This is a genomic window from Actinomadura sp. 9N215 (assembly GCF_044326345.1).
Classification (GTDB): Bacteria; Actinomycetota; Actinomycetes; order Streptosporangiales; family Streptosporangiaceae; genus Spirillospora.
This window is the reverse complement of the sequence record NZ_JBIRBA010000054.1, coordinates 1-20,803: the sequence shown is the minus strand read 5'-3', so window position 1 is coordinate 20,803 and position 20,803 is coordinate 1. Positions and strand designations below refer to the sequence as shown.

Sequence of the window (20,803 nt, the reverse complement as noted above, 5' to 3'; positions counted from 1 at the left end):
GCGGGTAGGGCCACCCCATGGATCTGGCATTCCTCAAGACGCTGTACCAACGTCCAGGCCCTTTCGCGTCGGTGTACGCGGACCTCACCCGGACCACCGAGGACGCGTCCAAAGCCGTCGAGCTGCGGTGGCGGGCGCTGCGCGCGGACCTGGAGGCCCAGCACGCCCCGAAGGGCACGCTCCACGCGATCGAGCAGACCATCGCCGAGGAGACGCGGGCGCGCCGCTCCGAAGGACTGGTGATCTTCGCCGTGGACGGCGAGGTGGTGCACGCCGACCGGCTCCCCGGCCCGCCCCGCACCCCCCACGCGACCCTGGCCCCGCTCCCGGACGTCCTCCCCTACCTCGCCGAACGCGGTGAGCGGTTCCCCCACCTGCTGGCCGTCGTCGACCGCCGCGGGGGCGCGATCGACTGCGTCACCGCCGACGGGGAGCACCGGCACATCGACGTCCAGGGGGACGAGGAGTACCCCATCCGCAAGACCAAGGCGGGCGACTGGAACCAGTCCCGCTTCCAGCGCTCGTCGGAGAACGTGTGGAAGACCAACGCCAAGAAGGTCGCCCACGAGATCGACCGCGCCGCCGACCGCTACGGCGCCGAGGCCGTCGTGATCGCCGGTGACACGCGCGCCCGGACCGCCGTCCTGGACGAGGTCTCCGAGCACGTCCTGGAACACACCGTCGAGGCCGACAAGAACACCACCGTCGACGACCCCGGCCTGGACGCCGAGCTCCACCGCATCCTGAACCTCAAGACCGCCGAACGCATCATGACCGTCGCCGAGCGTTTCGACCGCGAACTCGCCAACGGCCAGCGCGCCGTCTCGGGCCTCCCCGCCACCACCGAGGCCGCACGCCAGGGCCGCGTCGAGACACTCCTCCTGGAGGACGATCCCGACTCCCCCGCCCGCCTGTGGGTGGGCCCGGACCCGGCGCAGATCGCCACCACCCCAGAAGAACTCCATGACGAGTTCGGGGTGACCTCCCCCAGCGAGGCACGAGCGGACGCCGCCCTGATCCGAGCCACGACCGCCACCGACGGCGAACTGGTCGTCCTACCGCCCAACGGCCCCAACCCCCACCTCCGCGTAGGAGCCGTCCTCCGCTACACCACCTAGCACCAGGACACAGGACAAGCGACCACGGCAAGAGGGCGGCGAACTCAAGGCCCGGGAACACAAAGCGAAGTGACCACCCGCACGCCCCCAGCAACCTCAGCCGGAAGGGGGCGTGGGGGGCGAAGCCCCCACTGGGGGGCGTGGGGAGGCGGAGCCCCCAGTGGGGGGCGTGGGGGGCGAAGCCCCCCACATCGGGGGGCTCGGGGGGTCGTCCCCCCGAAAAACACTGCGGGCCCCGGCGAAGCCGGCCCGTAGGCCGGCGAGCACCAGAGCCCGCCTCGTGGAGCTATGGGGATTCGAACCCCAGACCTCCTCCATGCCATGGAGGCGCGCTACCAACTGCGCCATAGCCCCTCGATCGGGCTAAAGCTTAGTGCACGTTGGAAGCGGTTCGGACGCGGGCCGCGGCGGACGTCCCGCCGCGGCCCGCGGCGCGCGTCAGCTCGGCTTCTTCGAGGTGCCCGGCTCCTTCGAGGTGTAGGTGTACCAGTGGTCGTTGACCGTCGGTACGTGGACGGTGAGGCTTTTGGGCCACTCGACCGGGACGCCGAGGATCTTGTTCTCCTCGACGACCTTGCCGCTCTCGGTGGTGTGCTTGCTGCTGATCTGGTTGGTCTTCTCGCTCTGGGCAGGGCGGCCTCCGGCGGGCCGGCCTTCGGTAGGCCGGCCCTCGGTGGGCCGGCCTTGGGCGGCCTGGTCCTGGGCGGGCTGGTCCTGGGCGGCCTGCTCCTGCTCCTGCTTCTTCTCCTGGTTCAGAGAGCAGAGGGTGCGTCCGACGTCGGGCTGGTTCGGGAGCAGCTTGTAGTGCGCGAGGATTTTGAGCGCTTGTGCGCAGTCGTCCTCGGTGTAGGTCTCCGCGGCCGGCTCGCTCTGGGCGTCAGGGGCCGGCGGCGGCGCGTGGCGCGCCAGGGCGGGCGCCCCCACGGCCGTGACGGCCGCGGCGGCGAGGACGGCGGGCAGCAGTGTTCTTCCGGAGATCCGACTTCTCATGGGTCAACCCTCATCTCGATCATGCATCGCCACTACGTGGCTGTTCCCGCATGATCGACATGGTGAAGCGCGGGCGGACGAAAGGTAGCCGCCGTCATGGCGAACCTTTTGCGGTCAGGTCCATCCCAGGCTTTCGCGGACTTCCTCGGGGGCGTAGCCGCGTTGTCCCCCGTCTCCGATCCACACGATCCCGTCGGCCTCCCCCACGGGGCCGACGGCGTGCTCCTGCGGAAGCCGCGGCTGGATGGCCAGCCGCACCTGCATCCCCGGCTCGTACCTGCGCAGCTCGTCGATGAGGTCGGCCACCGTGACCTCGCGCGCCCCCCTGCGGTGTCTTCCCATACCAGGCATGAAACCATTCCTACGCCGCTGCTCCGGCCGTCGTGCGCAAGAAAGCGTTCGACGGCCCCGACTCGTCGCCGAACAGAATCCCGAAAAACGGGGCCAAGGGGCGAAGTCCCGAAATGCTCGAAGCCAAGATGTGACCATCCGGAACGACACCGAGAATCTCAGCCGGAAGGGTCATGCGGGCGGAGCCCGTCACATCGGGGGTCTGGGCCGACACGAAGAAGGAGTGGCGGGGAAGGAGCCTCCGGCTCCGACCGCACCACTCCCGACTCATCTGTGGAGCTATGGGGATTCGAACCCCAGACCTCCTCCATGCCATGGAGGCGCGCTACCAACTGCGCCATAGCCCCGCCGCCGCGTGGACGTTCATCCCGCGGCGCCCCGCCAGTGTATCGGACGGGGCGGCCGCGGCTCGAATCGTTTTGGATCAGGTCCCGGCGTCGGGACGGTCGTCGCTGAGGACGGGTTCCGGCAGGGTTCCGGCGTTGTGCTCGGCGAGGCGCCAGCCGCCGTCGCGCATCTCGATGAGGACGGACCAGCAGCAGTTGGAGAGGCCGCCGAGGCGTTCCCAGGTCTCTTCGGGAAGGCGGAGGAGATGGGACATGCCGAGGCGGAGCGCGGCGCCGTGCGACGCGACGACGAGCTGCCCGGTGGGGGCGAGGTCGTCGAGGGCGCGTTCGAGGGCGGCGCCGACGCGCTTGGCCACCTGCGCGCTGGTCTCGCCGCCCGGCGGCTGCCAGGCGGCGTGCTCGGCCGGGTAGCGTTCCCGGATCTCGCGGCTGGTCAGGCCCTCCCAGGCGCCGCCGTCGCGCTCGATGAGGTCCTTGTCGTAGCGGACGGCGAGCCCGGTGAGGTCGGCGAGGGTCTGGGCGGTGTCGGCGGCCCTGCGGAGCGGCGACGAGACGAGGTCGGTGGGGCGGAGCCCGGCGAGCAGGGCGGCCGCCCGCCGGGCCTGCTGGAGCCCGGTGTCGTCGAGCGGGACGTCGGTCTTGCCCTGGAAGCGGTGTTCGACGTTCCAGGTGGTCTGGCCGTGCCTCCAGAGCACGAGGCGCCGTCTCCCCGGCGGGCGGGCGGCGCGGACGTCACTCACTCGCGCTCCCGACGGTCCGGGCGCGCTGGTCATGGTGGGCGGTGACGTGTTCCGGCAGTTCGATGAGGGGGCAGTCTTTCCAGAGCCGTTCGAGGGCGTAGAACATGCGGTCTTCCTCGTGCTGGATGTGCACGATGATGTCCGCGTAGTCCAGCAGCACCCAGCGGCCCTCGCGTTCGCCCTCGCGGCGGACGGGCTTGGCGCCGGCGTCCTCGCGGAGGCGTTTCTCGACTTCGTCGACGATGGCGCGGACCTGGCGGTCGCTGGGCGCGGAGCAGAGCACGAACGCGTCGGTGATGACGAGCTGCTCGCTCACGTCGTAGGCAAGAATGTCGTCGGCCAGCTTGTCGCCCGCCGCCTCGGCGGCGATCCGGACGAGCTGCGCCGCCCTCTCGGATGCGGTCACGATGCGCTCGCGATCCTCCCTGTAGGGGTCGTCTCCGCTAACACCTTCTCACGGGTGGCGGACATCGGACCCCTATGTCGCCGTTCGACCGCATTGCTCATGCGGCCCTTCCGTCTACCAGGGTATGTCCCGCGCGGGGACGCCCGATTCGCGTGTCGCCGGACCTCTTGGGCTAGGCGCGGTAAAGGTCGCGTTTGTTGATGTACTGGACGATGCCGTCCGGGACGAGATACCAGATGGGCTCGCCGGAGTGGACGCGGTCGCGGCATTCGGACGAGGAGATCGACAGGGCCGGGACCTCCATGAGCGAGACCCGCCCGTTGGGCAGTCCCGGGTCGGCGAGCCGGTGGCCGGGACGGGTCACGCCGACGAAGTGCGCGAGCTCGAACAGCTCCTCGGTGTCGTGCCAGGTCAGCATCTTCTCCAGGGCGTCGGCGCCGGTGATGAAGAACAGGTCGGCGTCCGGGCCCTGGATCCGGCGCATGTCGCGGAGGGTGTCGACGGTGTAGGTGGGGCCCGGCCGGTCGACGTCGACGCGGCTGACGGAGAAGCGCGGGTTGGACGCGGTGGCGATCACGGCCATGAGGTAGCGGTCCTCGGCGGCGGCGACCTTGCGTCCCTCCTTGTGGGACGAGATGCCGGTGGGCACGAACACGACCTCGTCGAGGGAGAAGAAGTGCGCGACCTCGCTCGCGGCCACGAGGTGCCCGTGGTGGATCGGGTCGAACGTGCCGCCCATGATCCCCAGCCGCCGCTTTTGCGTCATGGCGACGAGAATAGCCAGCGGGGCCCGCGCCCGGAACGTCCGGGGCCCGGGGCCCAGGTGAGGCCAGGCAGGGGCGCCGGGGCGGGGCGCCGGGGGTCAGGCGGAGCCGGGGAGCGGCGCGGGGGTCAGGCGAGGCCGGGGAGGGGGGCGGCGCCGTCCTCCCAGGTCACGACGCGGACGGCCTTGCCGACCTCGACCCTCGGCACGGTGCCGCCGGGCAGGACGAACACCTCGGCGGTCAGCCCGAGCGACTCCCGCAGGGTGCGGACGATCTCGTCCCCGGGGTTCCCCGAGAGGGCCTCGCAGGCGACGAGGAGCCGGACGGCGGGGCTGCGGCGGTCCACGACGAGCTGGTAGTGCGGCCGGACGAGCCCGGACCCGAGCAGGACGCGCTCGACCTCGCTCGGGTACACGTTGACGCCGCGGACGACGAGCATGTCGTCGGCGCGTCCGAGGACCTTGCTCATCCGGACGAGCGTCCGCCCGCAGGCGCACTCGCCGCGGGTCAGGGACGCGATGTCGCCGGTGCGGTAGCGCAACAGCGGCAGCGCCTGCTTCGTCGGCGTCGTGAACACCAGCTCGCCGGGCGTGCCGTCCTCGACGGGCTCGCCGCTCGACGGGTCCACGGCCTCGACGATGAAGTGGTCCTCGTTGACGTGCAGGCCGTCCTGTTCGAGGCATTCGGTGGCGACGCCGGGGCCGATGACCTCGGACAGGCCGTAGATGTCCATCGCCTTGATCGGCAGGACGCGTTCGATGGCGGCACGGAGCTCCTCCGACCAGGGTTCGGCGCCGAAGAGGCCGGCTTTGAGCGCGTGCGGTTCGACGCCCGCGTCCGCGAGCGCCTCGCCGAGCCGGAGCGCGTAGGCGGGGGTGCAGGTCAGGATGTCGGCGCGGAGGTCGGCGAGCATCGTGACCTGCCGGTCGGTCATGCCGCCCGACATCGGCACCACGGTCGCGCCGAGCGCCACGGCGCCCTGGTGGATGCCGATTCCGCCGGTGAACAGGCCGTAGCCGTAGGCGTTGTGGACGATGCTCCCCGGCGACGCCCCCGCGCACGACAGCGAACGCGCGCACATCGCCGCCCACAAGTCGAGGTCGGCCTTGGTGTAGGCGACGAGGGTGGGGCGTCCGCGCGTCCCGCTGGACCCGTGCACGGCGGCGACCTGGTCGCGCGGGACGGCCAGCATCCCGAACGGGTACGTGTCCCAGAGGTCCTGCTTGGTGGTGAACGGGAGGCCGCGGAGCCCGGCGAGCGTGACGTCCGAGCCGCCGCCGACGCCGGCCTCCTTCAGGCGGCGGCCCTGGACGCCGTCCGCCGCGAGCAGCCGGTCGACCAGCCCCCACAGGCGGTGCCGCTGCAGCGCGGCGCGCTCGTCGAGGGACATCGCCTCGGCTTTCGGGTCGAACATGGGTCGCCTCCCGGGCACGGCCAGAGCCGGTCGCCGGATCCGGGGCGGGGAACCCTGCGACACGGTGGTTCGTCGGAACTACCATGCCAGACATGACGGAGAACACACCGGATCGAGCACGGACGCGGTTCCCGGGGATCAGCTCCCGGGCCTACGAACACCCGGCGGACCGATCGGCGCTCGTGGCGCTGCGCTCGCTGTCCGGGTTCGACGTCGTCCTGCGCAAGCTGTCGGGGCTGATCAACGAGCGGTCCCTGCGGCTGATGTTCCTCGGCGGGACGGTGCGCGTCGGCGAGGACCAGTTCCGCAACATCTATGACATGGTCCGCGACGCGTCGTACGTCCTGGACATGCCGGAGGTACCCGAGCTGTACGTCCGGCAGGACCCGACGCCGAACGCGATGGCGCTCGGCTCCGACCACCCCTTCATCGTGCTGAACACCGGCCTGATCGACCTGCTGGACGACGAGGAGCTGCGGTTCGTCGTCGGCCACGAGGTCGGGCACATCCTGTCCGGGCACGCGGTGTACCAGACGATGATGCAGATCCTGCTGCAGCTCGGGTCGCGGCTGGCGTGGCTGCCGCTCGGCAACATCGGCATCGCGGCGATCATCATCGGGCTGCGGGAGTGGTTCCGGAAGGCGGAGCTGTCGTCCGACCGGGCCGGGCTGCTCGTCGGGCAGGACCTCGACGCCGCGAAGCGCGTGAACATGAAGCTCGCAGGCGGGACGAGCCTCGGCGAGATGAGCAGCGAGGCGTTCCTGGCGCAGGCCCGCGAGTACGACGCGGCCGGCGACGTCCGGGACGGGCTGCTGAAGTTCCTGAACCTGCTCGGCCAGTCGCACCCGTACGCGGTGATCCGGTTCGCCGAGATCGACCGGTGGGCGCGCAGCGGCGAGTACGACCGGATCCTCGCCGGCGACTACCCGCGCCGCGACGACGACGGCAGCGCCTCGGTCACCGACGAGATGAAGGAGGCGGCCAGGTCGTACCGGGAGTCGTGGGAGCGGACGGCCGACCCGTTCGTGGGCAAGGTCCGCGACATGGCGGACGCGGCGGCCGGTGCTGCGGGCGGGCTGTTCGACCGCTTCACCCGCCGCGACAACGGCCCGACCGACGGCAACTAGGCCGGGCCGACAGCGCTTCGGAGAGCGACCCCCAGGCCGCCGCGGCACGAACGCGGCGGCCTTTCCCGTGCACCGGGCCTTTCCCGTGCCCCCAGGAGCGGCCCGTGGGCTAGAACGGGGCGGGGAGGAGGAGTTCGACGTTGCGGTCGTCGGCGTCGCCGCGGCGGTCCTCCTCGCGCTCCTGCCAGTCGTTGGCCGCCAGCTCGCGCGACAGCGACGCCAGCCGGACGGGGTCGCCGAGGCCGCCGCCGTGGGACGCGGGCCCGGCCGAGTCCAGGGTCGTCGCGAAGATCGACAGGGTGCCGTCGCCGTTGTCGGCGAGCTCGACGATGCGGCTCTGCTGCGGGAAGTCGATGTGCGCGGCCGTGTTCACCTCCCAGAACCCCCCGCCGCTCCTGCGGGCGTGCGGGATCACGCGGTTGCGGTGCGTGTGGCCGTTCACCCACAGGACGGCGTTCGGGTAGCGGAGCAGCAGCGCCAGGACCTCGTCGCCGAGGACGCGGTCGCCGCCGAGCGCGTTCTCCAGCGATCCGGCCGGGTGGTGGCTGAACAGGACGAACAGCCGGTCCTTCACGTCGTGCTCGACGACGGAGCCGTCCGGGGCGTAGTAGTGGCTGCTGCCGGCCTTGAGCTGCGACTCAAGCCACGCGAACTGCTTGCGGTCGAGCGAGCCCTCGGAGTGGCCGTTCGGGTTGACGGTGTCGAGGACGAGCCCCCGGACGCCGCCCTTGTCGAACGCGTAGTAGGCCGTCCCGTCGCGGAGGTTGCCCAGGGTGAAGCCGTGTCCGCGCAGGGACGCGGCCGTCCTGAAGTGCTCGGCGACGACCTCGCGGCGCGACAGCATCCGGCGGTCGGCGTCGCGGGTCACGCGGCGGAACAGGCCGCCCGCGTCGCCCTGCTCGTGGATGAGGCGCAGGAGCCCGACGGCGTCGGCCTCGGCCAGGATGCGGGCGAGGCGCCGGGCCTGCGCGTCGTCCGCCGGGACGCCGATCTTGACGCCGCCGGTGGCGAGGCCGGAGATGAGCGGGTTGACCGGCAGGTTGCCCTGGATGAGGCCGTCGTGGTTGCCGAACACGGCGAGCCACGGCGCGTCGAGGCCGGTCGCCTGGAACGGCCTGCGGGCGGCGTCGATCAGGCCCCGCACGCGCGGGAAGCCGAACTTGGCGATCGGGATGTCGGCGTCGGCGCCGGGCGGCGGGCCCTCGGGGTGCCAGAAGGCGCGGTCGTAGGACGTCCAGTCCATGACGCCCTCGTAGCGGTCCGGGTCGCCGGAGTCGGGGTGGACGCGTTCGCCGTCCAGCAGGTCGATGATCCAGCGGACCTCGTTGTACTGGACGTTGTCGGCCGCGTCCCCGGTGTTGATCGCGAACGCGAGCGGCAGGCCGGTCGCCGGGCCGCGCCCCACGCCGTTCACCGCCCGCACCATCGCCTCGGCGACCTGCGTGGACAGGATCTCCTGCGGACGGTACGCGCCCTGCACGGGCAGGACGTCCATGGCGTCCTTGAAGCGGTCGAGGAACTCGACGCGGGCCGGGGACTGCGCGTCGACGACGTGCACGTCGGTGAGCTGGCCGAACGCCAGGACGGCGCGGCGGGTGGCGGTGCGGGTCGCGGACGCGGCGCCGCCGAGGTCGCGGCGCAGGAGGTGCGGCTCGCCGGGTCCGGTGATCACGGGACGGTAGCCGCCGGCGCCCGCGGCGCCGAGCACGTACGTCCGGGCGAGGGTGGTGCCTTCGGCGGGGCCGCTGAGCGCGGGAGCGGCCGCCTTGGCGGCGGCGACCGGACGCGACGGGAACGCGAGGAGTCCGGTGGAGGCGAGGCCCGCGCCGAGGGCTGCGCCCTTCAAGACGCGGCGGCGGGTGTACTCACGGGTCACAGTCGTGCATCACACCACGCCCCGCGACGTGACATCAATGGTCAAATTGTCACAAGGTGCTGTGCTCGTCAGCCGCGCAGGTGTCCCTCGCCGGTCACCACGTACTTCGTGGACGTCAGCTCCGGAAGCCCCATCGGGCCGCGCGCGTGGAGCTTCTGCGTCGAGATGCCGATCTCCGCGCCGAAGCCGAACTCCTCGCCGTCGGTGAAGCGCGTCGAGGCGTTCACCATCACCGCGGCCGAGTCGACCAGGGCGACGAACCGTTTCGCGGCCGGCTGCGACGTCGTGACGATCGCTTCGGTATGGCCCGAGCCGTACTCGCGGATGTGGGCGACGGCGTCCTCCAGCGAGTCGACGACGCGGGCGGCGATGTCGAGCGACAGGTACTCGGCGCGCCAGTCGTCCTCGGACGCCGCCACGACGTCGCCGCCGTATGACCCGCCGTATGACCGGATGCGGTCATCGCCGTGGACCGTGACACCGGCGTTCCGCAACGCCTCAAGCGCGCGCGGGACGAACGCGTCGGCGACGTCGGCGTGCACCAGGAACGTCTCCGCCGCGTTGCACACCGACGGACGCTGCGTCTTCGCGTTCAGCAGGATCTCCACGGCCATGGCGACGTCGGCGGCGGCGTCCACGTACACCGCGCAGTTCCCGACGCCCGTCTCGATCACCGGGACCGTCGACTCCTCCACCACCGAGCTGATCAGCGCGGCGCCGCCGCGCGGGATCAGCACGTCCACCAGGCCGCGGGCCCGCATCAGGTGCTTGACCGACTCGCGGGACGTGCCCGGGACGAGCTGCACCGCGTCCGCCGGGACCTCCGTCTCCGCCAGCGCCCGCTGCATCACCCCGACCAGCGCCGTGTTCGAGTCGAACGCCGACGACGAGCCGCGCAGCAACGCCGCGTTCCCGCTCTTCAGGCACAGCGCGGCGGCGTCCACGGTCACGTTCGGACGGCCCTCGTAGATCATCCCGACGACGCCGAGCGGCACCCGCACCTGCCGCAGCTCCAGCCCGTTCGGCAGGACGCTCCCGCGCACCGACTCCCCCACCGGGTCCGGCAGCGCGGCGACCTTCCGGACGGCGTCCGCGATCGCGGCGATCCGGCCCTCCGACAGGCTCAGCCGGTCGATCATGTACTCGGACGTGCCGCTCTCCCGGGCCCGCGCCACATCGGCCGCGTTCGCCTTGACGAGCTCCGGCGCGGCGGTGACCAGGGCGTCTGCGATGCGGTGCAGCGCCGTGTCCTTCGCCGCCCGCGGCAGGGGCGCCAGCCCCGCCGCGGCCTCCCTGGCGCGCCGCGCCACCCGCTCGAACTCGTCGGCCTCGCTCATCACACGTCCCCTTCAGACGGATCATTCCGGGGGGACGGCCCCCCGGACCCCTCGGACCCCTCGGACCATTCCAGTATGACCAGGTGGTCGCGGTGAATCATCTCGCGCTCGTACTCCGCGCCCAGCTTCCGGGCCAGCCAGCCCGTCGTCCGCCCCATCAGGTCGGGGATCTCGGACGCGTCGTAGTTCACCAGCCCGCGCGCCACGACCCGGCCCGCGGTGTCGCACAGGTCGACGGGATCGCCCGCCGCGAAGTCGCCTGACACGCCCGTCACCCCGGCCGGGAGCAGCGACATGCGGTCCCGCACGACCGCGTCGACCGCGCCCTGGTCGAGCGTGACCCGCCCCTGACCTGTGGTGGCGTAGGCGAGCCACAGCTCCTGGGTGGACATGCGGCGGCCGCCGGCCGGGTGGAACAGCGTCCCGACCCCGTCGCCCGCGAGCGCGTGCGCGGCGGACGCGGCGTTCGTCAGCACCACCGGGATGCGCGCGATCCGGGCCGCCTCGACCTTGGTGACCATGCCGCCGGTGCCGACGCGTCCGGACCGTCCGAGCTTGACGTCCCTCAGGTCGTCCGGGCCGTGCACGTCGGCGATGCGGCGGGTGCCTGGGCGGCGCGGGTCGCCGGTGTAGAGGGCGTCGACGTCCGACAGCAGGACCAGCGCGTCCGCGCGGGTCAGGTGCGCGACGAGCGCGGCGAGCCGGTCGTTGTCGCCGAACCGGATCTCGTCGGTCGCGACGGTGTCGTTCTCGTTCACGATCGGCAGGATGCCGAGGGCGAGGAGCTGCGCGAGCGTGCGCTGCGCGTTGCGGTGGTGCGAGCGGCGCATCATGTCGTCGGCGGTGAGCAGCACCTGCCCGACCGTCAGCCCGTGCCGCGCGAACGCCGCGGTGTACCGGGCGAACAGCAGCCCCTGGCCGACGCTCGCCGCCGCCTGCTGGGTCGCGAGGTCACGCGGCCGCCGGGTCAGGCCCAGCGGGCCGAGGCCCGCGGCGATCGCGCCGGACGACACGAACACGATCTCGGTGCCGCCGACGCGGCGGGCGGCGAGGACGTCCACCAGCGCATCGATGCGGTCGGCGTCGATCGACCCCTCCGGGGTGGTCAGCGACGACGAGCCCGCCTTCACCACGATCCGGCGGGCGTTCGCGATCGCCGCGCGCTCGGTCACGGCCGTCCGCCCAGGCGGCGGTCGGTGCCGCGCGGGCCGGGGGCGACGTCGCCCGCCGCGACCTCCGGCTCCCAGTCGAAGACGACGGCGTCGTCCGGCGTGCCGATCATGACCGTGGCGCCCGGGGTCGCCCCGGCGTTGGCGAGGGCGTCCTCGACGCCGAGCCGGGCGAGCCGGTCGGCGAGGTAGCCGACGGCCTCCTCGTTGGCGAAGTCCGTCTGCCGCAGCCACCGGACGGGCTTCGCGCCGGTGATCAGGTACGTGTTGTCGCCGAGCTCCCTGACCTCGAAGTCGGCGTCGCCACCGACCGGCTCGGGCCGGATCACGATGCGGGTCGGCTCCGCCGGCGGCAGCGACGCGCGGTACTCGCCCACCATCGCCGCCATCGCGAACGACAGCTCCCGCAGGCCCTCGCGCGTCGCCGCCGACACCTCGAACACCTTCAGGCCGCGCGCCTCGAACTCGGGACGGACCATCTCGGCGAGGTCGCGCCCGTCCGGGACGTCCACCTTGTTCAGGACGACGATACGCGGCCGGTCCGACAGCGGGCGGTCGCCGAGGACCCGGTCGTACGCCCGCAGCTCGCGCTCGATGACGTCGAAGTCGCTGACGGGGTCGCGTCCCGGCTCCATCGTCGCGCAGTCGAGGACGTGCGCCAGCGTGGACGACCGCTCGATGTGCCGGAGGAAGTCCAGGCCGAGGCCGCGGCCCTCGCTGGCGCCCTCGATCAGGCCGGGGACGTCCGCGACCGTGAACGTCGTCTCGGCCGCCTCGACCACGCCGAGGTTCGGGATCAGCGTCGTGAACGGATAGTCGGCGATCTTCGGCTTGGCGGCGGACAGCGCGGCGATCAGCGACGACTTGCCCGCGCTCGGGAAGCCGACGAGCGCGACGTCCGCGACGCTCTTCAGCTCCAGGACGACATCGCGCGCGTCCCCCGGCTCACCGAGCAGCGCGAACCCCGGGGCCTTGCGCTTGGCGGTCGCCAGCGCCGCGTTCCCGAGCCCGCCGCTGCCGCCGCGCGCGACGACGTACCGGGTGCCCTCTCCGACCAGGTCGGCGACGACACGGTCGTTCTCCTTGACGACGGTGCCGTCCGGGACGGGGAGGATCACGTCGGCGCCGTCCGCGCCCGTCCGGTGGCTACCCTGCCCGGGACGGCCGTTGCCCGCCTTGCGGTGCGGGCGCCGGTGGTACTCCAGGAGGCTCGCGGCGTTCGCGTCGACGACCAGGACGACGTCGCCGCCGCGTCCGCCGTTCGCGCCGTCGGGGCCGCCGAGCGGCTTGAACTTCTCCCGGTGGATCGACGCGCAGCCGTTGCCGCCGTTGCCGGCGGCGACGTGCAGCACCACCCGGTCGACGAACTGCGCGCCCGATCCCGCTCCAGCGGCCACGGTGAACTCTCTCCTCGGTGAAAAACGGCGAAGGGGCGGACCGGAAACGGTCCGCCCCTTCGGAAAGCTTCTTGACCCTGGCCTGTCCTTCTGGGGGCACCCCCCAGACCCCCGAAGAGGCGGACGGACGATCCTCGCTTCGCTGCGGTCGCCCGTCCTTACTCCGCCGGGGGGACGACGCTCACGGCGTTGCGACCGCGGTAGCGGCGGAACTTCACCGCGCCCGCGACCAGCGCGAACAGCGTGTCGTCGCCGCCGCGCCCGACGCCGGGGCCGGGGTGGAAGTGGGTGCCGCGCTGCCGGACGATGATCTCGCCGGCGTTGACGGCCTGGCCGCCGAACCGCTTCACGCCGAGGCGCTTGGCGTTGGAGTCACGGCCGTTACGGCTGGACGACGCGCCCTTCTTGTGTGCCATCTGACCGCTCCCTTACTTCCCGGCCTTGATACCGGTGATCTTGACCTCGGTGTACGGCTGACGGTGCCCCATCCGCCGCTTGTACCCGGTCTTGTTCCGGTAGTGCATGATGTTGATCTTCGGGCCCTTGACCGCGCCGAGGATCTCGGCGGTCACCTCGTAGCGCGCGAGGTCGGCCGAGCCGCTGACGACGTCGTCGCCGTCCACGACCAGCACGGCCGGGAACGTGACGGTCGAGCCGACGTCGCCGGACAGCTTGTCGACGGTCAGCACGTCGTCGACGGCGACCTTTTCCTGCCTGCCGCCTGCGCGGACAATCGCGTACACCGCGGAAACCCTTCGTCTTCGCGCGCTTCCGGACTGAACCGGTCCCGCGCGTGGCTACACCAGCCCCCGGATGGGGGCCTACCTCCGGCGCCAGGCCGAAGGCGGCACACCAGAGAAGACCTGGTGCTCTCTGCTTGACCTCACCGGATCGGCGAGGTGCGCACCGAACGCCCCCGGACGGGTTCGCGGTGCAGGTTCAGATGACGCGCCCACGGCGCGCCGAAGTACAAGACTACCGGATGCCCCGGCGCGAACGCACCCTGACCCAGAAGGGAGCGGCCCTCCGGCGGGCGGGCACGGGATCGCGCCCGCCCGCCGGTGCGGGTCGTTACTCGGCGTCCGCTTCGGCGGCCTGGGCCGCGGACGCGGCGGAGGAGCGGCGGACCCGGCGCCGGGCGACCGGCTCCGCCTCCGCCTCCTCGGCGGCCTCGGCCGTCGAGCCGTTCGGCTCGGGGGCGACGGGCGCGGAGCCGTTGAGGTCCTTACCGGACGGCTCGGTGCCGTTGGCGGCGACCGGGACCGGCTCGGCGGCGTCGGGCGCGGCCGGGGCGGCGCCGGTCTCCGCGTCGACCCCGGCAACCGTCTCCGCCTCGGCCCCACCAGCGGTCTCGGCCCCGGCAGCGGTCTCGGTCCCGGCAGCGGCCTCGGTCTCGGCGGGCTCGGCGGCGGCCTGCGCCGGGGGCTCGTCGGCGTCGGGCTCCGGAGGCGGGCCCGCGGGGCGCTTGGCCGGGCCCGACCTGCGCCGGCGCGCGCGCACCGGCGCGGCGGGCTCGGACGGCGCGAGCTCCACGGCCTCGGACGCGGCGCGCTCGGACGCGGCAGCCCCGGACGCGGCAACCTCGGACGCGACAGGCTCGGCGGGCTCCGCCGGACGCGACTCGTGCGCGGCCAGCTTCTCCTCGACGACCCGTTCGACCTCGCCCTTGCGCCTGCGGCGGCGGCCGCTCTCCTTGCCCGCCGCCGCCTTGTCGGGCTTCGGCTCGACCGGGGACGGGGACAGGTGGACGTGGATGCCGCGCCCGCCGCAGGACTCGCAGGTCTCCGAGAACGCCTCCACCAGGCCCTGGCCGACGCGCTTGCGCGTCATCTGCACCAGGCCCAGCGAGGTGACCTCGGCCACCTGGTGCTTGGTACGGTCCCGCGAAAGGCACTCGACGAGGCGGCGCAGCACCAGGTCGCGGTTGCTCTCCAGCACCATGTCGATGAAGTCGATCACGACGATGCCGCCGATGTCGCGGAGCCGGAGCTGGCGGACGATCTCCTCGGCCGCCTCCAGGTTGTTGCGGGTGACGGTCTCCTCCAGGTTGCCGCCCTGCCCGGTGAACTTGCCGGTGTTGACGTCGATGACCGTCATCGCCTCGGTGCGGTCGATCACCAGGGAGCCGCCGGACGGCAGCCACACCTTGCGGTCGAGGGCCTTGGCGATCTGCTCGTCGATGCGGTACGCGGACAGGGCGTCCTGGCCGCCCGTCCAGCGCTCGACGCGCTCGGCGAGGTGCGGCGCGACGTACTCGACGTACTCGGAGACGGTGTCCCAGGCACCCTCCCCGGACACGACGAGCTTGGAGAAGTCCTCGTTGAAGATGTCGCGGACGACGCGGATCGTCAGATCGGGCTCGCCGTAGAGCAGCGACGGCGCGCTGGCGTTCTTGACCTTCTTCTGGATGTTGTCCCACTGGGCGGCGAGGCGCGAGACGTCCCGGGAGAGCTCCTCCTCGGTCGCGCCCTCGGCCGCGGTCCGGACGATCACGCCGGCGTTCTCCGGCATGACCTTCTTCAGGATCGCCTTGAGGCGGCTGCGCTCCTTGTCGGGGAGCTTGCGGCTGATGCCGGTCATCGAGCCGTCCGGGACGTACACGAGGTAGCGGCCGGGCAGCGAGACCTGGCTGGTCAGCCGGGCACCCTTGTGGCCGAGCGGGTCCTTGGTGACCTGGACGAGCACCGACTGGCCCGACTTCAGCGCCGACTCGATGCGGCGCGGCTGGCCTTCGAGGCCCGAGGCGTCCCAGTTGACCTCGCCCGCGTACAGGACGGCGTTGCGGCCCTTGCCGATGTCGACGAACGCCGCCTCCATCGACGGCAGCACGTTCTGCACCTTGCCGAGGTAGACGTTGCCGACGTAGCTCTGGTGGGTGGCGCGGTTCACGTAGTGCTCGACGAGGACGTCGTCCTCCAGGACGGCGATCTGGGTGCGCTCGCCCTCCTGCCGCACCACCATGACCCGCTCGACGGACTCGCGGCGCGCCAGGAACTCGGCCTCGGTGATCACCGGCGGGCGGCGGCGGCCCTGCTCGCGGCCCTCCCGGCGGCGCTGCTTCTTGGCCTCAAGCCGGGTCGAGCCCCGGACGGACTGGACCTCGTTCTCGGCGGCGGCACGGGCCTCGCGGGCCGTGCGGACGTGGACGACGGTGTTCGGCGGGTCGTCCGTGCCGGTGCCGTCGCCGTCGGTCCCGGAACGGCGCCTGCGGCGGCGACGGCGGCGGCTCGATCCGCCCTGGCCGCCCTCGTCCTCGTCGCCGTCGTCCGCGGCGTCCTCGCGCTCGGCCTCCTCCGCCTTGGACTCCTTGGCCTTGTCCTTGCCCTTCTTGGGGGACTTGTCCTTCTTGGTGCTCTTGTCCTTCTTGGCGGCCTTGACGGGCTCCTTGGCGGGCTCCTCGTCCCTCTCCTCGGGCTCGTCGTTCTGCGCGTCGTCGTCGGCGCCCTCCTTGCCGCCCCGGCCGCGGCCGCGTCCGCCACGGCGGCGGCGCCTGCGGGACGGACGGTCGTCGGAGTCGTCCTCGTCGGACGGCCGCTCGTCGCGCTCCTCGTCGCGCTCATCGTCGGACGCGTCGCGCGTGTCGCGCTCGGCGGGCTCGGCCGGCCCGCGCTTCGGCTCGTCCTTCGGGCGGGCGGCGGTCTCGGCCTTCGGCTGCGGCGGCTGGAACACCACCATCGGCGGCTGGAACGTCACGCCGGGGATGCCGACTCCGCTGGCCGGCTCGGTCTCCGACACCTGCGGCTGCTCGGCGGACGGCACGTCCGGCACCGGCGGGACCGCGGGGACGACCGCCTCGGCCGCGTCCGGCGCGGCGGCGGCCGTCGAACGGCGGCGCGTCCTGGTCCGGGTGCGCGGCGCGGGCGCCTCGTCGGCCTGCTGGGCAGCGGGCTGCTCGGCGGCGGCCCGCTCGGGGGCGGGCTGCTCGCTCACGGCGGCGGCCGACGGCTCGGTCTCGGTGTCCGGGGAGGTCTCGGCGCCCGTCATCGGGACGGGCTCGGACGTCTCGGCGGCCTTGCCGCTCCTGGTGCGGGTGCGGGCCCGGGTGGCCCGCTTCGGCGGCGCGGGGGCCTCCTCGGCGGGAGCGGCCTCCCCTGCCGGCTCCCCGGGTTCCGCCGCGGCCGGGGGCGCGGCGGAGGCGGCGGCCGTCTCGGGCGGCGGGCCCGCGGGACGGCTGGCGCGGCGCGGCCGCGACGTCACCGCCTCGGCGCTCTCACCCTCGGCCACCACGCCCGCACTCTCCGTGCTCGCATTCTCGGTGCCCGCGTTCTGCGTGCTCGCATTCTGCGTGTTCGCGTTCTCGTTGTTCTCGTTCTCGGTGCCTTCGGCTGTGGCCGAATCGGCTTCGTTCTCAAGCATCCGGGCAATCTCCCGTCAGGCTCCCGGGCGCGTCCGGTCGCTCCGCCGAGGGCGGATCGACGCGGTGCGCCGCGCGGGAGCGCTCCGTCAGTCGTCGGTGTCGTCACCGCCGGACGATCGTCCGGCCATGACGACGAAGTCGTCGGGGGTGCGCCCGCCGTACCCTGCGGGACCGGTTCCGTGTCGCCACGGCTTCGGTCTCACGGTCAGGCGCTGACGGCATCCGCGCTCGCGGCGTCCCCGGGCAGCGGCCGCTCCTGGCCGCGGGCCGTCTCGGCGTCGTCGCCGGACGGCACTCCGATCTCCCGGTCGGGATCCAGGGGATCCGCGAGGCCACCGGTGTCCGCGTCGAGGGGCCCCTGCGCCAGCCTGGTCACCAGCGGGGGTGACGGCGGCGCGAGGTCGGCTACCTGGCGCAGTCCGGTGAGGATGTCGTCGGGTCGTACGGCGGGTGTGGAATGCCGAACAACCATTCGAAGTATCGCACAAGGGGCATCCGCCGCGTCCGCGGCGCGCCGGTCCAGCTCACAGGTGGACACGGCGGCGCGCACGTCGAAACGGCGCAGCCCCTTCTTGGTGAGGCGTTCGACCTCGATCTCGCCGGCGGCCAGAAAGGCGGCCACGGCGGCGGCGGCATCGTCGGATGACACGCCGTCCAGCCGGATCCGCCACTCGGACGCCTGGAGCCGTTCGGCGAACGCGCCCGCTCTCGGCTGCGCCGAGGGGTCGTGCCCGCCTTCCGGACGGTTCGATGCGCGTCCCGCCCGTACCGGCACGACATCGACGATGTCGAGCCCGGGGGGCAGGGCCGCGTCGAGATCGGCCCGCACCCGCGCAGGGTCGCGGGGCGCGGTGAGCCCGATCTCGAGGTATTCCGCCTCACTGGCCACCCCTGTCGCCGCCGCACCCGCGTACGAGATCTTCGGGTGGGGGGTGAATCCGCCGCTGAACGCGACAGGGATCCCGGCGCGCCTGACGGCGCGTTCCACGGCCCGGGAAATGTCGCGGTGGCTCGTGAACCGCAGCCTGCCCCGCTTGGCATAGCGGACGCGCAGTCGCTGGGTCACGGGGGCCGGCGGCGGACCCTCCGGCATGGGTGCCAGGGTTCTGGTCCTTCCTACTCGTGTCGAGTCGAAAAACAAGGTCTCCCTATAGAGTACGGGTCGCCGCGCACGGTTCCGCCATGCACCGGTGCCGTGACCCCCGGTCTCCGCAGCTCAGGCCCTTCGCGGGGCCGGTTTCGGCGGTTCCGGCCACGGCTCGGCGGCCCCGGCCACGGCTTGGCGGTCCCGGCCGCGGTTCGGCGGTCCCGGCTAGACGACCGACAGTGGGAGCAGCTTCTTCCCCGTGGGGCCGATCTGGATCTCGGTGCCCATGGTCGGGCAGACGCCGCAGTCGTAGCAGGGCGTCCAGCGGCAGTCCTCGACCTCGGTCTCGTCGACGGCGTCCTGCCAGTCCTGCCAGAGCCACTCGCGGTCGAGACCGGCGTCGAGGTGGTCCCACGGCAGGACCTCGACCTCGTCGCGCTCCCGGACGGTGTACCAGGCCAGGTCGACGGGCTCGCCGGACAGCGCCTTCTCGGCGGCGGCCGTCCAGCGCTCGTAGGAGAAGTGCTCGCTCCAGCCGTCGAAGCGGCCGCCGTCCTCCCACACCGCACGGATGATCTTGCCGACGCGGCGGTCGCCGCGAGAGAGGAGGCCCTCGACGATGGACGGCTGCCCGTCGTGGTAGCGCAGGCCGATGGCGCGGCCGTACTCCTTGTCGCCGCGCAGGGCGTCCTTGAGGGCGCGCAGGCGGCGGTCGACGGTCTCGTGGTCGCACTGCGCGGCCCACTGGAACGGGGTGTGCGGCTTGGGCACGAACCCGCCGATGGAGACCGTGCAGCGGATGTCCTTGCGGCCGGTGGCCTCGCGTCCCGCCTGGATGACCCGCTTGGCCATGCCGGCGATGGCGAGGACGTCCTCGTCCTCCTCGGTGGGCAGGCCGCACATGAAGTACAGCTTGACCTGCCGCCAGCCGTTCTCGTAGGCGGTGGTGACGGTGCGGATCAGGTCGTCCTCGGTGACCATCTTGTTGATCACCTTGCGCATCCGCTCGGAGCCGCCCTCCGGCGCGAACGTCAGGCCCGAGCGGCGCCCGCCGCGCGAGAACTCGTTGGCGAGCGTGATGTTGAACGCGTCCACGCGGGTGGACGGGAGGGAGAGGGAGGTGTTGGTGCCCTCGTAGCGGTCGGCCAGGCCCTTCGCCACGTCGCCGATCTCGCTGTGGTCGGCGCTGGACAGGCTGAGCAGCCCGACCTCCTGGAACCCGGACTCCTTCAGGCCCTGCTCGACCATGTTCCCGATCGTGGTGATCGACCGCTCCCGCACCGGCCGGGTGATCATCCCGGCCTGGCAGAACCGGCAGCCGCGCGTGCAGCCGCGGAAGATCTCCACGCTGAACCGCTCGTGGACGGTCTCCGCGAGCGGGACCAGGGGCTTCTTCGGGTACGGCCACTGGTCGAGGTCCATGACGGTGTGCTTCTCGATGCGCCACGGCACGCCAGGACGGTTCGGCGCGACCCGCTGGATGCGCCCGTCGGGCAGGTAGGTGACGTCGTAGAAGCGCGGGACGTACACGCCGCCGGACGCGGCCAGCCGGTGCAGGAGCTCGTCGCGTCCGCCGGGTTCGCCTTCGGCCTTCCATTCGCGGATCACTTCGGTGATGGCCAGCGCGATCTCCTCGCCGTCGCCGAGGACGGCCGCGTCGACGAAGTCGGCGATCGGCTCCGGGTTGAACGCGGCGTGGCCGCCCGCGATGACGATCGGGTGGTCGCCGGTGCGGTCGGCGGCGTCCAGCGGGATTCCGGCGAGGTCGAGGGCCGTCAGCAGGTTCGTGTAGCCGAGCTCGGTGGAGAACGACACGCCGAGCACGTCGAACGCGGCGACCGGACGGTGCGCGTCGACGGTGAACTGCGGGATGCCGTGCTCCCGCATGACGGCCTCCATGTCGGGCCACACCGAGTACGTCCGCTCCGCGAGGACGCCGTCGCGCTCGTTCAGGATCTCGTACAGGATCTGGACGCCCTGGTTCGGCAGCCCGACCTCGTAGGCGTCCGGGTACATCAGCGCCCAGCGGACCTCGGCCCCGTCCCAGTCCTTGAGCTGGGAGTTCAGCTCGCCGCCAACGTACTGAATCGGCTTCTGCACGCCCGGGAGCAGCGGCTCCAGGCGCGGGAAGAGCGACTCGACCGGCATGACGGAATCCTCCGTGCAGGGGACGTGGGATGAACGCCAGCCTACCGCCGCGGAGCCGATCGAACGGCCGGCGGCCGCGGGGCTAGTCGAACGGCCGGCGGCGGACGTGCACCGCCTGCAGCAGACCGAAGGCGATCATGTTGGCGAAGGTCGCGGAACCGCCGTACGACACGAA

At 72.6% G+C, this 20,803-nt stretch carries 17 protein-coding genes and 2 tRNA genes; 2 read left to right on the top strand and 17 right to left on the bottom strand.

Going from position 1 to position 20,803, the window contains the following annotated elements; all coding sequences use genetic code 11:
- Positions 1-17: 17 nt before the first annotated feature.
- Positions 18-1,118, top strand: a complete 1,101-nt coding sequence (locus tag ACH34T_RS43830) for a Vms1/Ankzf1 family peptidyl-tRNA hydrolase (RefSeq protein WP_396026950.1) — start codon at positions 18-20, stop codon at positions 1,116-1,118.
- A gap of 281 nt (positions 1,119-1,399) precedes the next feature.
- On the opposite strand, the gene ACH34T_RS43825 is transcribed toward ACH34T_RS43830, so the two are convergent.
- From ACH34T_RS43825 to ACH34T_RS43790, 8 genes are all read right to left on the bottom strand, one after another.
- Positions 1,400-1,472, bottom strand: a tRNA-Ala gene (locus ACH34T_RS43825).
- An 84-nt stretch (positions 1,473-1,556) separates the two neighbouring features.
- Complete coding sequence (locus tag ACH34T_RS43820) at positions 1,557-2,108, bottom strand: hypothetical protein (protein WP_396026949.1); 552 nt, start codon at positions 2,106-2,108, stop codon at positions 1,557-1,559.
- Positions 2,109-2,222: 114 nt separating this feature from the next.
- Positions 2,223-2,450, bottom strand: a complete 228-nt coding sequence (locus tag ACH34T_RS43815; protein ID WP_396026948.1) for a hypothetical protein — start codon at positions 2,448-2,450, stop codon at positions 2,223-2,225.
- A 283-nt stretch (positions 2,451-2,733) separates the two neighbouring features.
- A tRNA-Ala gene (locus tag ACH34T_RS43810) sits at positions 2,734-2,806 on the bottom strand.
- Positions 2,807-2,883: 77 nt separating this feature from the next.
- Positions 2,884-3,546 carry a histidine phosphatase family protein gene (locus ACH34T_RS43805; RefSeq protein WP_396026947.1) on the bottom strand — a complete coding sequence of 221 codons (663 nt, stop codon included), beginning with the start codon at positions 3,544-3,546 and terminating at the stop codon, positions 2,884-2,886.
- On the bottom strand, positions 3,539-3,952 hold the full coding sequence (gene rsfS / locus ACH34T_RS43800; protein ID WP_396026946.1) for a ribosome silencing factor: 414 nt from the start codon (positions 3,950-3,952) through the stop codon (positions 3,539-3,541). Before rsfS ends, ACH34T_RS43805 begins: the two co-directional genes overlap by 8 nt.
- A 172-nt stretch (positions 3,953-4,124) precedes the next feature.
- A complete protein-coding gene (gene nadD, locus ACH34T_RS43795) occupies positions 4,125-4,718 on the bottom strand; it encodes a nicotinate-nucleotide adenylyltransferase (RefSeq protein WP_396026945.1) in 594 nt (197 codons plus the stop codon).
- A gap of 125 nt (positions 4,719-4,843) precedes the next feature.
- Positions 4,844-6,130: a phenylacetate--CoA ligase family protein gene (locus ACH34T_RS43790; protein ID WP_396026944.1), complete on the bottom strand. Its 1,287-nt coding sequence runs from the start codon at positions 6,128-6,130 to the stop codon at positions 4,844-4,846.
- Between the two features lie 92 nt (positions 6,131-6,222).
- Here ACH34T_RS43790 and ACH34T_RS43785 point away from each other — a divergent pair, with 92 nt between their 5' ends.
- The gene (locus ACH34T_RS43785; RefSeq protein WP_396026943.1) at positions 6,223-7,257 is read left to right on the top strand and encodes a M48 family metallopeptidase; all 1,035 of its coding nucleotides are present in this window, start codon (positions 6,223-6,225) and stop codon (positions 7,255-7,257) included.
- Positions 7,258-7,366: 109 nt separating this feature from the next.
- Here ACH34T_RS43785 and ACH34T_RS43780 read toward each other — a convergent pair whose 3' ends face one another.
- The 9 genes from ACH34T_RS43780 to ACH34T_RS43740 form a co-directional block, all read right to left on the bottom strand.
- Positions 7,367-9,133, bottom strand: coding sequence for a TIGR03767 family metallophosphoesterase (locus ACH34T_RS43780; RefSeq protein ID WP_396026942.1), 1,767 nt, complete (start codon positions 9,131-9,133; stop codon positions 7,367-7,369).
- 68 nt (positions 9,134-9,201) lie between these two features.
- A complete protein-coding gene (locus ACH34T_RS43775) occupies positions 9,202-10,470 on the bottom strand; it encodes a glutamate-5-semialdehyde dehydrogenase (RefSeq protein WP_396026941.1) in 1,269 nt (422 codons plus the stop codon).
- Complete coding sequence (gene proB, locus ACH34T_RS43770; protein ID WP_396026940.1) at positions 10,470-11,642, bottom strand: glutamate 5-kinase; 1,173 nt, start codon at positions 11,640-11,642, stop codon at positions 10,470-10,472. Before proB ends, ACH34T_RS43775 begins: the two co-directional genes overlap by 1 nt.
- Positions 11,639-13,036, bottom strand: coding sequence for a GTPase ObgE (gene obgE, locus ACH34T_RS43765; protein ID WP_396026939.1), 1,398 nt, complete (start codon positions 13,034-13,036; stop codon positions 11,639-11,641). Before obgE ends, proB begins: the two co-directional genes overlap by 4 nt.
- 158 nt (positions 13,037-13,194) lie before the next feature.
- On the bottom strand, positions 13,195-13,452 hold the full coding sequence (gene rpmA, locus ACH34T_RS43760) for a 50S ribosomal protein L27 (protein ID WP_396026938.1): 258 nt from the start codon (positions 13,450-13,452) through the stop codon (positions 13,195-13,197).
- 12 nt (positions 13,453-13,464) lie between these two features.
- On the bottom strand, positions 13,465-13,779 hold the full coding sequence (gene rplU / locus ACH34T_RS43755; protein WP_396026937.1) for a 50S ribosomal protein L21: 315 nt from the start codon (positions 13,777-13,779) through the stop codon (positions 13,465-13,467).
- A 328-nt stretch (positions 13,780-14,107) separates the two neighbouring features.
- Positions 14,108-17,392: a ribonuclease E/G gene (locus tag ACH34T_RS43750; protein ID WP_396026936.1), complete on the bottom strand. Its 3,285-nt coding sequence runs from the start codon at positions 17,390-17,392 to the stop codon at positions 14,108-14,110.
- Positions 17,393-17,598: 206 nt separating this feature from the next.
- Complete coding sequence (locus tag ACH34T_RS43745) at positions 17,599-18,486, bottom strand: TIGR03936 family radical SAM-associated protein (RefSeq protein WP_396026935.1); 888 nt, start codon at positions 18,484-18,486, stop codon at positions 17,599-17,601.
- A 219-nt stretch (positions 18,487-18,705) separates the two neighbouring features.
- Entirely contained in the window at positions 18,706-20,628 is a 1,923-nt protein-coding gene (locus tag ACH34T_RS43740; RefSeq protein ID WP_396026934.1) for a TIGR03960 family B12-binding radical SAM protein, read from the bottom strand.
- Positions 20,629-20,803 lie beyond the last annotated feature (175 nt).

Excerpts from the sequence above, each read along its gene's own strand:
- ACH34T_RS43830 (WP_396026950.1), top strand. The coding sequence starts at position 18 with ATGGATCTGGCATTCCTCAAGACGCTGTACCAACGTCCAGGCCCTTTC.
- ACH34T_RS43820 (WP_396026949.1), bottom strand. The coding sequence starts at position 2,108 with ATGAGAAGTCGGATCTCCGGAAGAACACTGCTGCCCGCCGTCCTCGCC.
- ACH34T_RS43815 (WP_396026948.1), bottom strand. The coding sequence starts at position 2,450 with ATGGGAAGACACCGCAGGGGGGCGCGCGAGGTCACGGTGGCCGACCTC.
- nadD (WP_396026945.1), bottom strand. The coding sequence starts at position 4,718 with ATGACGCAAAAGCGGCGGCTGGGGATCATGGGCGGCACGTTCGACCCG.
- ACH34T_RS43790 (WP_396026944.1), bottom strand. The coding sequence starts at position 6,130 with ATGTTCGACCCGAAAGCCGAGGCGATGTCCCTCGACGAGCGCGCCGCG.
- ACH34T_RS43785 (WP_396026943.1), top strand. The coding sequence starts at position 6,223 with ATGACGGAGAACACACCGGATCGAGCACGGACGCGGTTCCCGGGGATC.
- ACH34T_RS43775 (WP_396026941.1), bottom strand. The coding sequence starts at position 10,470 with ATGAGCGAGGCCGACGAGTTCGAGCGGGTGGCGCGGCGCGCCAGGGAG.
- rpmA (WP_396026938.1), bottom strand. The coding sequence starts at position 13,452 with ATGGCACACAAGAAGGGCGCGTCGTCCAGCCGTAACGGCCGTGACTCC.
- ACH34T_RS43750 (WP_396026936.1), bottom strand. The coding sequence starts at position 17,392 with ATGCTTGAGAACGAAGCCGATTCGGCCACAGCCGAAGGCACCGAGAAC.
- ACH34T_RS43745 (WP_396026935.1), bottom strand. The coding sequence starts at position 18,486 with ATGCCGGAGGGTCCGCCGCCGGCCCCCGTGACCCAGCGACTGCGCGTC.
- ACH34T_RS43740 (WP_396026934.1), bottom strand. The coding sequence starts at position 20,628 with ATGCCGGTCGAGTCGCTCTTCCCGCGCCTGGAGCCGCTGCTCCCGGGC.